Origin of the sequence: Paraburkholderia panacisoli, from assembly GCF_008369935.1 — a bacterium.
In the GTDB taxonomy this organism is placed as follows: Bacteria; Pseudomonadota; Gammaproteobacteria; order Burkholderiales; family Burkholderiaceae; genus Paraburkholderia; species Paraburkholderia panacisoli.
Window position 1 is genome coordinate 85081 of record NZ_VTUZ01000006.1, and the last position, 12880, is coordinate 97960.

The 12880-nt window shown below is 65.5% G+C and carries 12 protein-coding genes; 2 read left to right on the forward strand and 10 right to left on the reverse strand.

The annotated features are described in order from the left end of the window. Positions 1-325: 325 nt before the first annotated feature. Together FVF58_RS11080 and FVF58_RS11085 are read left to right on the forward strand one after the other, a co-directional pair. Positions 326-508 (forward strand): type II toxin-antitoxin system HicA family toxin, encoded by a 183-nt coding sequence (locus FVF58_RS11080; RefSeq protein ID WP_149669950.1) that lies wholly within the window; start codon positions 326-328, stop codon positions 506-508. Then, positions 505-912, forward strand: coding sequence for a type II toxin-antitoxin system HicB family antitoxin (locus FVF58_RS11085; protein ID WP_149669951.1), 408 nt, complete (start codon positions 505-507; stop codon positions 910-912). The genes FVF58_RS11080 and FVF58_RS11085 overlap by 4 nt, the downstream gene beginning before the upstream one ends. Before the next feature lie 48 nt (positions 913-960). Here the strand turns inward: FVF58_RS11085 and FVF58_RS11090 are convergent, their stop codons facing one another. The 10 genes from FVF58_RS11090 to FVF58_RS11135 form a co-directional block, all read right to left on the reverse strand. Next, on the reverse strand, positions 961-1695 hold the full coding sequence (locus FVF58_RS11090) for an RNA polymerase sigma factor FliA (protein WP_149669952.1): 735 nt from the start codon (positions 1693-1695) through the stop codon (positions 961-963). 29 nt (positions 1696-1724) lie between these two features. Beyond that, positions 1725-2594 (reverse strand): MinD/ParA family ATP-binding protein, encoded by an 870-nt coding sequence (locus FVF58_RS11095; protein WP_149669953.1) that lies wholly within the window; start codon positions 2592-2594, stop codon positions 1725-1727. Next, on the reverse strand, positions 2587-4554 hold the full coding sequence (flhF, locus tag FVF58_RS11100; protein ID WP_149669954.1) for a flagellar biosynthesis GTPase FlhF: 1968 nt from the start codon (positions 4552-4554) through the stop codon (positions 2587-2589). Before flhF ends, FVF58_RS11095 begins: the two co-directional genes overlap by 8 nt. Before the next feature lie 364 nt (positions 4555-4918). Then, positions 4919-7021, reverse strand: coding sequence for a flagellar biosynthesis protein FlhA (gene flhA, locus FVF58_RS11105; protein ID WP_149669955.1), 2103 nt, complete (start codon positions 7019-7021; stop codon positions 4919-4921). Then, entirely contained in the window at positions 7018-8238 is a 1221-nt protein-coding gene (flhB, locus tag FVF58_RS11110) for a flagellar biosynthesis protein FlhB (RefSeq protein WP_149669956.1), read from the reverse strand. The genes flhA and flhB overlap by 4 nt, the downstream gene beginning before the upstream one ends. A gap of 186 nt (positions 8239-8424) precedes the next feature. After that, positions 8425-9726, reverse strand: a complete 1302-nt coding sequence (locus tag FVF58_RS11115) for a DUF3443 domain-containing protein (RefSeq protein ID WP_149669957.1) — start codon at positions 9724-9726, stop codon at positions 8425-8427. A 14-nt stretch (positions 9727-9740) separates the two neighbouring features. Further along, positions 9741-10286 carry a DUF2844 domain-containing protein gene (locus FVF58_RS11120; RefSeq protein ID WP_149669958.1) on the reverse strand — a complete coding sequence of 182 codons (546 nt, stop codon included), beginning with the start codon at positions 10284-10286 and terminating at the stop codon, positions 9741-9743. Positions 10287-10620: 334 nt separating this feature from the next. Next, complete coding sequence (gene cheZ / locus FVF58_RS11125) at positions 10621-11331, reverse strand: protein phosphatase CheZ (protein WP_149669959.1); 711 nt, start codon at positions 11329-11331, stop codon at positions 10621-10623. Position 11332: 1 nt separating this feature from the next. After that, positions 11333-11728, reverse strand: coding sequence for a chemotaxis response regulator CheY (cheY, locus tag FVF58_RS11130; RefSeq protein WP_074281865.1), 396 nt, complete (start codon positions 11726-11728; stop codon positions 11333-11335). 61 nt (positions 11729-11789) lie between these two features. After that, the gene (locus tag FVF58_RS11135; RefSeq protein ID WP_188130788.1) at positions 11790-12878 is read right to left on the reverse strand and encodes a protein-glutamate methylesterase/protein-glutamine glutaminase; all 1089 of its coding nucleotides are present in this window, start codon (positions 12876-12878) and stop codon (positions 11790-11792) included. Positions 12879-12880: the final 2 nt, after the last annotated feature.

A 12880-nucleotide genomic window follows, 5' to 3' on the forward strand; every position in this document is an offset into this window, starting at 1 on the left:
ATTGCTGATTGCTGATTGCTGATTGCTGATTGCCAGCCAAGAAGCTCCACTTCGAACGAAATATCAAACGAAAGGCCTGTCATTGACGGGCCTTTCGCATTTCTGCCGCCGCGACTCCTTCGTTTCATTCCCGCCCGCCTCGCTCCAACGACCTCAACGTTAGCCATCCGGCTAACTGGCGCACAACGCCGCGCCGCGTTGAAATGACAACCCCCTATCGAGCTTTGTGCGATCGCCGCGACCGTGAGTTGCGGCGCGCCCACAGGCAAAGCTCTGCCCCACTAGCGAGGTTGTGTAATCGTGTGTATAGTTAGAGGAGTCCAACATGAACAGCGCCGAGGTCGCCAAACTGATCCATACCGATGGCTGGCGGCTCGTCCGGATATCGGGCAGCCACCATCATTTCCGGCACGCGGTAAAGCCCGGTCTCGTGACCATCCCGCATCCGAAAAAGGATCTGCCGCCCGGCACCCTGAACAGCATTCTCAAACAGGCAGGCCTGAAATGAAGAACCTGATTTTCCCGATCGCTATCGAGCCTGGAGACCAGCAGCATGCGTTCGGCGTGGTAGTGCCCGACATTCCCGGCTGCCACTCCGCGGGCAACACGCTGGAAGAAGCGTATGCGAACGCCAAAGAGGCCATCGAAGCGCATCTCGAGACGCTGATCGACGAAGGCATGCCGCTGCCCGAACGGCGCTCGCTCGACGAACATCGGCTCAATCCAGACTTCGCGGGGTTCACATGGGGTTTCGTGACAACGCGCAACATTCCGGCGTTGAAGAAGGCGATCCGCATCAACATCTCGCTGCCCGAGGTACTGGTCCAGGAGATCGACGCGTATGCGCAGGCGCACGGCATGTCGCGCTCGGCATTTCTCGCGCTTGCCGCCGAACATGAAATGGCCGCATGAAGAAGGCGGGCGCATAGCGGACCGCCGTGTCGAACATCGCGCGGCGCTTCAGTTCGCCTCGGCGTTTGCCCAGGCCATTTCCCGCAGCCGCGTGCGCAGTCGCGCCACGGCCTGGCTGTGCAACTGGCACACCCGCGACTCGCTGACTTCCATCACCGCGCCGATTTCGCGCAGGTTCATGCCGCGCTCGTAGTACAGCGACATCAGCAGCTTCTCGCGTTCCGGCAACCGGTCGATCGCCTCCACCAGCGCCGAGCGCAGGCTGTCGTCGAGCAGCGCCGACAGCGGGTCGGAATGGTCCACGCAGTAGCGGTCGAGAAACGGTTCGTCGTCGGCGGAACGGTCGAAGTCTTCGTAGTAGATCAACTGGCTGCCGTGCAGGTCCTGCAGCATCGACTGATATTCGTCGAGCGGCATTTGCAGGTGCTCGGCAATCTCGGTTTCGCTCGCCGAGCGGCCCAGGTTCTGCTCCACCTTGTGCACGGCCGTTTCCACTTCGCGCGAGGTGCGCCGCAAGCTGCGCGGCAACCAGTCGTTGCTGCGCAACTCGTCGAGCATCGCGCCGCGAATCCGCTGGCTGGCGTAGGTCTCGAACTGCGCGCCCTGATCTTCCTTGTAGCGGCCCGCGGCATCCAGCAAACCGATCATGCCGGCCTGGATAAGATCGTCGAGATCGACGCTCGCCGGCATCTTGGCGACGAGCTGCAAGCCGAGGCGACGCACGAGCGGTGCGTACTTCGTCAGAACTTCGGCTTGGGAAATCTTTCCCTGGGCGTTATACATCGTGCTTCCCCTTGTCCTTATGCCGCCTCTCAGGCGTGCTGTACGGACGGTTGGTCGGCGTGCTGCGCCGCTGTAACTGTCGCTGGCGCCATCCGTGGCGTTTGCGACGACATCGCTGGCCGCATCGGCCAGTACTGCAATTCGGCAGCGAGGTGCCGCAAGTCGCGCGCAGCCGGTGTCGACGGGAACGCATCGACGACACAACGCGACAACTCCAGGGCTCGCGCCATCCGCGCATCGGCGGCAATACAGCCGGCGTCTTCCAGCGCCACCGTCAGGTAGCGCCCGGCCACGCCGGCCAGGTTGGCGAACGTCGTGTGCGCGTCGGCCACGCTTTGCACGTGATTCGTCAGCACGCGAAACTGCGCGATCGCGTGTGCGTAGTGCAGACGCTTCATGCACGCATACGCGTCGGTGATCGCCTGCGCCGCCACGCGCGTGACGATCATCACGTCGTGCGCTTGCCGCGCGAATGGCGACAGATGGCCTTGCTCGTCGAGTTGCGCGTCGATCAGCACGATGTCCGCGGAACCGCCGAGCAGCACCTTGAACTGCTGGGCCGTGTGGCCTTCGCGGTTGTTGCGCGACGCGGCCAGCACCGAAAAACCCAGCGGATGCCGAGCGGCGGCGTCGTCGAGCGTCATCTCGCCGCGCATCACGGCCGAGAAATTGCCTGCGCCGCGCAAGCCGCCGAGCATCGCGCTCACCGATCTGTCGCCCACGCATTCGTCGATCACCAGCACGTCCTTGCCCTGCTGCGCGAGCGCGGCGGCGAGATTGACCACCACGGTCGTGCATCCCACGCCGTCCGGTCCGCCCGTCACGGCGATCACGCGCGCGCCGCTGCGGGCGAGCAGCCGCCGCAGTCCTTCGGCCTGATCCGAAACGAGCTTATCCAAAGCGAACCTCGTGCAGCTCGGCGGTCGAACGCGCTGAGAGTGCCGACAGCAAGCCCGGGACGTCGTCGTCGTGCGGCACGAAAGGTGAGTTGTCGCGCGGAATGCAGAAGGCGCTCTTGATCAAAAATTTCCTGGTCCCGACGTACAGGTTCTCCGGCACCTTCTGCCCGGTCGACACGTAGTGCACCGGCAGCTTGTAGCGGATCACCGTGTCGAGCACGCCGCCCAGATTGGTCGCTTCGTCGAGCTTGGTGAGGATGCAGCCGGCGAGCGGCTGCTGATCCGGCGCGCGCTGATAGGCCTGCACGACTTCGTTGAGCGTATCGCCGTGACTCGTCGCGTTGAGCAGCAGCAGGCGCTGCACCGGCTGACCGGCACGGCACAGCATCGCGATCTGATCGGACACGAGGCGGTCGCGCTGGCTCATGCCGATCGTGTCGATCAGCACGATGTGCTTGTTGCGCAGTTCGGAAAGCGCGAGCTGCAGGTCGGCGCCGTCTTTCACCGCGTGAACCGACACGCCGAGAATTTTGCCGAAAATGCGCAGTTGCTCGTGGCCGCCGATCCGGTAACTGTCGGTGGTGAGCAGCGCGACCTTGCTGGCGCCAAAGCGCATTACGCAGCGCGCGGCGAGCTTCGCGGTGGTGGTCGTCTTGCCGACGCCCGTCGGGCCCATCAGCGCGAACACACCGCCGCGCTCCATCAGCGCGTCTTCGTCTTCCATCACCGGCAGGTTCGATTCGAGGACCGAGCGCACCCAGTCCATCCCGCCGTCCATCGTGTCGATGTCATCGGGCAGGTTGTCGATCATCATCTGCACGAGCTGCGCGGAAAAGCCCGCGGCGAACAGATGCTTGGTGAGCGCGGCGCGCGCCGGGTTGCGGCGTTGACGCTCGCCCCACAGCAAGCCGGCGAAGTGTTCTTCCATCATCCCGCGCATCGACGACAGTTCGCTCATCACGGTGTCGTTGACGACCTGCTCCATGCGCGCCTTGATCGCCTCGGCGACCGACGCCGGCGTGCGGGTGTCGTCGCTGCCGGGCTGTGCCGGCGCGTTCTTCTGCGCGGTGCGGCGTGCGGCGACTTGCGCGGCTTCGCGGGCCCATTCGGGCGTCTCGGTCACGGGCGCGGCGGCGGCCGGCTGCGCAGCGGGTCTGGCGACTTCGACGGCGGCGCCGAGTCCCTTGGCGGTGGCGACGGACGGCGTCATTGCGGCGGGGCGTGCGCTGTATTCGCCTTGCTCTTCCGGCTGTTCGGCGGCGATGCGGCGCGCGTGGTCGATCAGCCACGGGTTCGATTCGGCCATGGTGCGCGGCGCGGCGGTCTCGGCCTTCTGGTCGGCGGGCGTGACGGGCACGCCGGCGGCTTTGAGCAGATCGGCGCGAATGTCTTCGGACAGACGCGCCGCCGCTGCACGCGCGCTCGGGCCTGCGGGGGTCGGCTGGGCAACCGCCTGCACGACGGGTTGATGAGCTTGCTGGCCGACGGCCGGCACGGGGTTCGCTGCGGCGCCCGGCAAGGCCGTCGTCGGTGCGGCCGCGGCCGTTGCCTCGCGCATCGCTTTCGGCGCCACGGCTTTGAGCGCGGTCGATGCTCCATCGACAGGCACGCTCGCGGACATCGTTTCGGCACCCGCTTCCGGGCTCGCGCCGAACACCGACGAGAACACATCGGGCATGCCGCTCGCGTACGGATTCGCCTGTAGTGCCGTCAGTGCGCGCGGTGCGGCGAGGGGCGGCTGTCCAGCATTCGAACCCGTCGGCGCGGCCAGTGCCGCGCTTGCGCGCTCGCGAGCCTTGGGCGTGATGGCGGCGAGATCGCTGTCGGCCAGCGCGACGATCTCGACGCTGCCGTCGTCCATCGTGCGATTGGACAACACGACTGCATCCGGGCCAAGCGCTTCACGAACCAGACGCAGAGCATCGCGACTGGTGGCACCGACAAATTTACGAATGTTCAAGCTGGACCCCCAATGAGGTATACGGACTGACGAACCGGCAACACACCGCTTCCCATTGAGATCAATTATTGCGAAAGCTGTCGAGCGACGATCGATGGATAAAGACCGTTAAAGGTAGGCAATTCGCGCGATGGAAAAGCGGCCGATAGGACGCGCACGCGGGTTTCGAACGGGGCGCCGAGCGGGGCCGCGCGGCGCTTTCGGCGGCATCGGGCGTATGCGCCGGACCGCGCAAGCCGATGCGAAGTAAGGCGTCGAAATGAAAACCGGCGCCCAAAGTGGCGCCGGTAATCGTCGCAATGACGAGTTGCGCGTTGCGGGCTGCGCGTTGCGAGTTCTGCGCCGCAACTGCCCATGCCGCGCGTCAGCCGTGCGCGCCGATCAGATTCACCACCTTGACGTTGCGCGTATCGGGCACTTCCGCGTACGAGAGCACCTTCAACTGCGGCAGGCTGCGGCGCAGGAAGCGCGCGAGCATCGGCCGCAATGCGTGCTGCACCAGCAGCACCGGCGCGAGGCCGAGGTTCTGCTGACGCATCATCGCCTTCTGCGTTTCGTTCAGCAGCGTGTTCGCGAGCCCCGGCTCCAGCCCCGGGTTCGGGCCGGTCGCGAGCGCCTGCGACAACACCCGCTCCAGATTCGAATCGAGGCCCATCACCTGCATGTCGCCGGTGCCGGGGAACCACTGCTGCGTAATCGCGCGGCCCAGCGCGAGGCGCACGGCGGCGGTGAGATCGTGGGCGTCGGTGATCTTCGGCGTGTGTTCGGACAGCGCTTCGAGAATCGTGCGCAGGTCGCGGATCGGCACGCCTTCTTCCAGCAGGTTTTGCAGCACCTTTTGCAGCGTGGTGAGCGGCAGCGTCTTCGGCACCAGATCGTCGACCAGCGACGGCGTGTCTTTCTGCATCCGTTCGAGCAGCGCCTGCACTTCGCGGCGGCCGAGCAGCTCCGACGCGTGCGTCACCACGAGGTGATTCAGATGCGTCGCGACCACCGTGCTCGAATCGACCACCGTGTAGCCATACACCTGCGCCTGTTCGCGCAGATTCGTGTCGATCCAGATGGCCGGCAGCCCGAACGCCGGGTCTTGCGTCGGCGTGCCCGGCAGCGCGGCCGAGACCTGGCCAGGATTGATCGCCAGCCATTGCCCCGGATACGCTTCGCCCGTACCCACCTCGACGCCCTTGAGCGCGATGCGATAGCCGTTCGGCCGCAATTCGAGGTTGTCGCGGATATGAATGACGGGCGGCAGGAAGCCAATTTCCTGCGCGAACTTCTTGCGGATGCTCTTGATCCGCTTGAGCAGTTCGCCGTCCGAGTTCTTGTCGACGAGCGGAATCAGCCGGTAGCCGACTTCGAGGCCAAGCGCGTCGATCATCGTTACGTCGTCCCAGCTCGCCTCGGTGTTCTCGGCCGGGGTCATCGCGGCCGGCGCGACATCGACGAGCGCCGTGCTGGTCTTGCGTTCCTCGGCGCGCTTTTTCATCGTGCGGCCGAGCTGGATCAGACCGCCGCCGAGCAACAGAAATGCGAAGTGCGGCATGCCCGGAATCAGGCCCATCAGCACGAGAATGCAGCCGGTGATCATCAGCACGCGCGGATTCGTGAACAGCTGGCCGGTAAGCTGGGTGCCGATGTCCTCGTTGGTCGCGACGCGCGACACGATCACGCCCGCTGCGGTCGAAATCACCAGCGACGGAATCTGCGCGACGAGGCCGTCGCCGATCGTCAGCAGCGTGTAGTTCTTGCCCGCCGCCGCGAAGTCCATATTGTGCTGAACCATCCCGACGATCAGCCCGCCGACGATGTTGATCACCATGATCAGCAGACCGGCGATCGCATCGCCGCGCACGAACTTGCTCGCGCCGTCCATCGAGCCGTAGAACTCGGCTTCCTGCGAGACTTCCGCACGCCGCTTCCTGGCCTGCTCTTCGTTGATGAGGCCGGCGTTCAGATCGGCGTCGATCGCCATCTGCTTGCCCGGCATCGCGTCGAGCGTGAAGCGCGCGGACACTTCCGCGATCCGCCCCGCGCCCTTGGTGATCACCATGAAGTTGATCACCATCAGGATGATGAAGACGACGATACCAACCGCGAAGTTGCCGCCCACGAGGAAGTGGCCGAACGACTCGATCACCTGGCCGGCCGCGTCCGGGCCGGTATGGCCTTCGAGCAGCACGACCCGCGTGGACGCCACGTTCAGCGACAGGCGCAGCAGCGTCGAGAACAGCAGCACGCTCGGGAACGCGGCGAAGTCGAGCGGCTTCATCGTGTACATGCTGACGAGCAGCACCATCACCGAGAGCGCGATGTTGAAGGTGAACAGCAGGTCCAGCAGGAACGGCGGCAACGGCAGAATCATCATGCCGAGGATCATGCAGATCAGCACCGGGCCGGCGAGGGCGCGCAAATTGGTGCTGCTCAGGGCATCCGGCCGTCGGGCGAGGAAACCGGCGCGAGCGTTCATGCGGAGGCTCCTGGAGCGTCGTCGTTAGCGGGGTTGTCGGGGTTGAGTACGTCGGCGACTTCCTGATCGGCTTCTTCATCCGATACGCCGCCTTTGTCGAGTTCCGCCGGCACGTCGAGCTCGGTCGGTGCGACCGGCACGACGCCGCCTTCGGTTTTGAAGCGTCGCAACTGATACACCCACGCGAGCACCTCGGCGACCGCGCCATACAGCGGGCCGGGAATCTCGCGGTTCAGATCGACGTTGTGATACAGCGCGCGCGCGAGCGGCGGCGCTTCGAGCAGCGGCACGTTGTGCTCGGCGGCCAGTTCGCGAATCCGCGCGGCCACCAGGTTCACGCCCTTGGCGACCACCTTCGGCGCGCGCATCTCGCCGTCGGTGTAGCGCAGCGCGACCGCAAAGTGCGTCGGGTTGGTCACCACCACGTCGGCCTTGGGCACCTCCGCCATCATCCGGCGACGCGCAATGGCGCGCTGCTGCTGGCGAATCTTGCCCTTGATGTGCGGATCGCCTTCGCTTTCGCGATGCTCGCGCTTCACTTCTTCCTTCGTCATGCGCAGCTTCTTGTGAAACTGCCACAGTTGGTACGGCACATCCAGCGCCGCCACCGCGAACATGCCGGCCACCGTCATCCCGCAGCACACGGCGATCAGATGCATGGAATTGGCTAGCGCGAGATTCAGCGGCTGGGTGGCGAGCGCAAGAATTTCTTCACGGCGATTCCAGATCGCCGTGCCGCCGATGATCCCCACCACCAGCGTCTTCGCAAGCGACATGCCGAGCTGGATCGGCCCGTTGATCGAAAACATCCGGCCGAAACCTGCAATCGGGTTGAGCCGGCTGAACTTCGCCTCGAACCCTTTCGCCGACAGTTGCCAGCCGCCCAGCGCCAGCGGCGCGAGCAGCGCGGCGAGTCCGGTGAAGCCGAGTACCGGCAGCAGCGCGTACAGGCCTTCGCGGCTCGCGGCGCCCGCGCCGATCAGCATCCGGCGGGTCTCGAAACTGCTGGCGTGGTCGAACGTGAGCGACGCACGCAGCATGTTCTGCAAATGCTCGCCGATACTGCCGGACATCCCCCACGCGCCGTAGAACCCCGCCGCCAGCAGCGCGAACGTCGACAGTTCCCGCGAGCGCACGATCTGCCCTTCCTCGCGCGCCTTCTGCAGGCGCCGGGGAGTGGCTGATTCGGTTTTTTCGAGGTCGCTGTCCTCTGCCACACAAGCTCTCCAGTCGGCCGAGGCACGGCGCCTCTTTCCAGTGAGAGCGATTATTCCCGCTCGACGCAAGCGGCGATCGGCGGATAAAGGCGGAGAAAGGGGGGTATTTCGACGGATGAGTGCGAGACGCCCGCGCGTTTTGCGCGCGGGCGTCTCCGGCGTTGGCGTCGACCCTGGTGCGACGCGTCAGAAGGCGACGAAAGGCGAAGCGCCGCCGGTCGAGGTTCTGTCGAAGCCGTAGAACACATGACGGCCATAGAAGAATGGCAGACCGAGGTCGAAGCTGCTGTTGCCGCCGATCTGTCCGGCAAGGTTGTTGAACGCGTAGTTGCTGACGTTGCCGAACAGCGTGGCCGCACTGAGAATGCCGATGTTCGCGTTCGTCGTCACCTTGTTCAAGCCGACCAGCGTAATCGAGCGGGTTTGCGCGGATGACGGGCAGTAGAAGCCGGTGAAATTACTGCCGCACTGTGCGAGCGAGCCATCGGTGAAGAAATAGGCGTTCGAGCCCGAATCGAGGAACGCCTGCACCGTCGTGCCGTTGAAGGTGCTGTTGTTGAGGTCGCCAAAGGGGTCGGTGGTGAAGACCTGCGCCCCGCCGAGCGCATTGTTCGTCTGTGTGTTGATCCCGAACACCAGCGTGCCGGTGGCCGACGCTGCGCCCCCGTTCGGCACCGGCTGCATCTGCACGATCAAGCCGTTGTTGTCGGCCGCGAAGTTCGCCGCCGGATTGGCGACCTGCTGATTGAGCGGCACCGCGGTACGGGTACACGACGTTCCGCCCGGACACGCAAAGTAGTTGCTGTAGGTCTGGGCGGTCGCCGGGTTTGCGCAGGTCGCGCCGCAATCGGTCAGCGCGGTGCCGACGCCGAGTATGCCGTTGGCGCCGAGATCGCCGGCCGTGTTTTCCGGCGACCCGCCGCCGCAACCGCCCGCAGGCACCGTGCTCGCGTCCTTGTCGCCGATGATCTGCAGCGGGATGGCGGTTGTCGTGGTCTCGCCGCCGATCGCGATGGTCGCGGTGCGCACCGTGCCCCAGGTGAAGCCGTCGGCGAAGGTTGCGCACTCGGCGAGCTGCGCGTTGTTACTACCCACGGTGCTGGGCGGCAGCACGTTGAGCAGCGGCGCATTAAGCGCGGAGCTGACCACCCGCAGTCCGAACGAACCGGTGTCGAGCTGGATGTTGTCGACGGTCTGGCAGATCGACGTCGAACCGGGCGCGCAAATTCTCACACTGACCGACGGAATGTTGATAACGCCGCTCAGGCCCCTGCCGACCGTGATCGGCACGGTGTTCGCGGCGGTCGCGGCAATCGGCTGCTGGGTCGGGCTGGGCGGCAGCGAACCGCCGTTCAGGATGTTCGAATTGTTGTTGGAGCTGCCGCTGTCTCCGCCGCCACCGCACGCGGCGAGGGTTGCCAGCAGCGCGACGGCCAGCGCGGCGCGCAGCCGGTCTTTGAGATTCACACCAATATGGATGGGTCGCATGGTCGTCCTTGCCATTACTGGATGTCGGAGCCGCTGACGCCGGCGGGCAGCGCGGACGGCAGCCACGCCTGGCCGCTGAACGCGCCCATATGGCCGCCGGAGCGCGCCACGAGACCGCTCTGATCGACGCTGACGGGGCCGTGGCCGCCGCCGCGTGCCGCGCGCGCGGCCTTCACGCCCGCCACGTATTGCGGGAAATAGCTGCCGAGCAGATCGTTCAGATCCGGCATTTGCGGGCCGCGCCACGCGATGCCGAACACGGCGCCGTCAGCGGCGAGATATTCGCGGACCACGGTACCGTTGCCGAGCGTGGTTTCACGCACGGTGTAGGACGCGGAAGCCGACGTGGAGGACGTGGCGCTCGATGCCGAGCGCATCACGCCCTGCGCGGAGTTGACCGCGCTTCCGGCAGGCTGGACGACGCGGGAAGAAACCGACGCGTCCGTGGGCGGCGTCATCGGGGCGCCGCCCAGGCCCGCGTGAGCGGGCTGCACGGCGGACAACGAACAGAAAAAGGCTAGCGCCGAAACGATTCCGGCGCGGCGTACACGACTCCACATGACAATGCTCCTCCCGAACTATGGCCTGGCTCGCAAGGCGCGCGAACCGGCTGCGTGTACGCAGATGATACGGCACTGCTGCGGTCGCACTTGGGAAGGAGCCTCCTCACCGTGCCACCGGCCGGCGAATGCTCGTTGCCGGAGCGGGGTGCCGCTGCTCGAGTTCGTAGTATGCCTGTGGTTCGTGTCAGGAGACAGCAAGCGCACGCGCGGGCGTGGCTTGCCACACATCCGGGCCGCGCGCGGCGTCCGGATGGTCGTCTGATGAAACCGCGCGCGGATGGTGTGACACAGTTGCGCGCGGCGAGCTTACGCGACGAGGCGCCCGGCCGCGTCAGAAGCCGAGGCTGGCGAGCAGATCGTCGACCTGCGACTGGTCCTGCATTACATCCGCCTTGCCTTCCGGATTGATCTGCGGACCGTTCAGCAGATGTTCGGGGCTGCCGGTCGGCGACACTTCGGCTGCCAGTGCCGCCGCGTTCGCCGCGAACTGCTCGCGCCGTTCGAGCGCGATGTTCTCGACCAGCACGCCGAGCAACTGCTGCTCGATCAGGTACACGACATCCGTGATCTTCTTGATGACCTGGCCGGTCAGATCCTGGAAGTCCTGCGCCAGCATGATCTCCATCAGCTGCGCATTGGTCGCGCTGGTCGCCTCGGGCACGCCGCGCAGGAAGGTGCGCGTGTCGTTCATCAGCGCGCGCACTTCCTCGCGCTCGATCGGCGCCGCGTACCACTGCTCCCAGCGCGCGTCGAGTTCGCCCGCGTCCTTCTGCAACTGCTCCTGGACCGGCTTGGCGACATCGATCGCCGACAGCACGCGCTCGGCGGCCTGCTCGGTCATGTCCGCGATGTATTTCAGACGGTCGCGAGCATCGGGAACGGCTTCCGCCGCGCGCTCGACATGCTTGTCGAGCCCGAGCTCGCGCATCGAATCGCGCAGCGTGCGCGTCAGTTGTCCGATGCGGGCGAGAATGCGGTCGGACGCGTGGTCACGGCTCTCGCTGACCGCTTCGGCGTCAGGCGCTTGGGTCGGCAGAGTCACGTCAGCTCCCGGCTTTCGCCATCTTCTCGAGAATCTTGTTGAGCTTCTCGTCGAGCGTCGCGGCGGTGAACGGCTTGACGACGTAACCGCTCGCGCCGGCCTGCGCCGCCGCGATGATGTTTTCCTTCTTCGATTCGGCCGTCACCATCAGCACCGGCAGATGCGTGAGGTGGGCGTCGGCGCGGATTTCCTTGAGCATTGCCAGACCGTCGAGGTTCGGCATGTTCCAGTCGGAGATCACGAAGTCGTAGGTGCCTCCGCGCAAACGTGCGAGACCGGCTTGGCCGTCTTCCGCTTCGTCGACGTTCGAGTAGCCCAGCTCCTTGAGCAGGTTGCGGACAATCCGGCGCATCGTCGGAAAGTCGTCAACCACCAGAATCTTCATTCCCTTATCCATGTCATTCCCTTTGCTTGTTCCATATTGCGGCGCTTGACCGCCTCAAACTATCCGGCCCGCATCATACCCGCTGTACGCGATCGCCCATCGACGACAAACGCGCCATCACGCGTCGGCTCATTTCCGGCAGCGCCGCGATTTCGTCCGCCGCGCCGAGCGCAATTGCTTCGCGCGGCATGCCGAACACGATGCAGCTCGCCTCGTCCTGCGCAAGGGTGTAGGCCCCTGCTTTTTTCATCTCCAGCAGTCCAGCGGCGCCGTCGCGTCCCATCCCCGTCAGGATCACGCCGACCGCGTTCTTGCCCGCATGCTGCGCGGCCGAGCGGAACAGCACGTCGACCGACGGACGATGCCGGTTGACCGGCGGCTCGTCCGACAGATGCGCGATGTAGTTCGCGCCGCTGCGCGCCAGCAGCAGATGCGCGTGGCCGGGCGCGATATACGCGTGGCCAGGCAGCACACGTTCGCCGTGCTCTGCTTCTTTAACGGTAATCCGGCACAAACCATTGAGGCGTTGCGCAAAAGATTTCGTAAACCCCGGCGGCATGTGCTGCGCGATCAGCACCGCGGGTGCATCCGGTGGCAGCGGCACCAGCACTTCGCGGATCGCTTCGGTGCCGCCCGTCGACGCGCCGACGATGATCAGCTTCTCGGTACTGAGCAGCGGATTGTTGAACAGCGGCGCGGCGCCCACCGGCGCATGCGCGGCCTGCGCCGCCGCATGCTGCGCCGGTGCGGCCTGGCGCACGCGCGCGCGGGCCGCCGCGCGAATCTTGTCGGCGAGCTTTTCCGAGTAGTCGAGCATGCCGTCGCGAATGCCGACCTTCGGCTTGGTGACGAAATCGACCGCGCCCAGCTCCAGCGCGCGCAGCGTGATTTCGTTGCCGCGCTCGGTCAGCGACGACACCATCACGACCGGCATCGGCCGCAGACGCATCAGCTTCTCGAGGAAGTCGAGGCCGTCCATGCGCGGCATTTCGACGTCGAGCGTCAGCACATCCGGGTTGTGCTGCTTGATGAGTTCGCGCGCGACCAGCGGATCGGGTGCGGTCGCCACGACGCTCATGTCCGGCTGGCCATTGATGATCTCGGTCATCAGGCTGCGGATCAGCGCCGAATCGTCGACGCACAGTACTTTGATCTTTTGCACAG

What these genes read in the sequence shown, in the direction of transcription:
- FVF58_RS11080 (WP_149669950.1), top strand. Translation starts at nt 326, where the DNA reads ATGAACAGCGCCGAGGTCGCCAAACTGATCCATACCGATGGCTGGCGG.
- FVF58_RS11085 (WP_149669951.1), top strand. Translation starts at nt 505, where the DNA reads ATGAAGAACCTGATTTTCCCGATCGCTATCGAGCCTGGAGACCAGCAG.
- FVF58_RS11090 (WP_149669952.1), bottom strand. Translation starts at nt 1,695, where the DNA reads ATGTATAACGCCCAGGGAAAGATTTCCCAAGCCGAAGTTCTGACGAAG.
- flhA (WP_149669955.1), bottom strand. Translation starts at nt 7,021, where the DNA reads ATGAACGCTCGCGCCGGTTTCCTCGCCCGACGGCCGGATGCCCTGAGC.
- FVF58_RS11115 (WP_149669957.1), bottom strand. Translation starts at nt 9,726, where the DNA reads ATGCGACCCATCCATATTGGTGTGAATCTCAAAGACCGGCTGCGCGCC.
- FVF58_RS11120 (WP_149669958.1), bottom strand. Translation starts at nt 10,286, where the DNA reads ATGTGGAGTCGTGTACGCCGCGCCGGAATCGTTTCGGCGCTAGCCTTT.
- cheY (WP_074281865.1), bottom strand. Translation starts at nt 11,728, where the DNA reads ATGGATAAGGGAATGAAGATTCTGGTGGTTGACGACTTTCCGACGATG.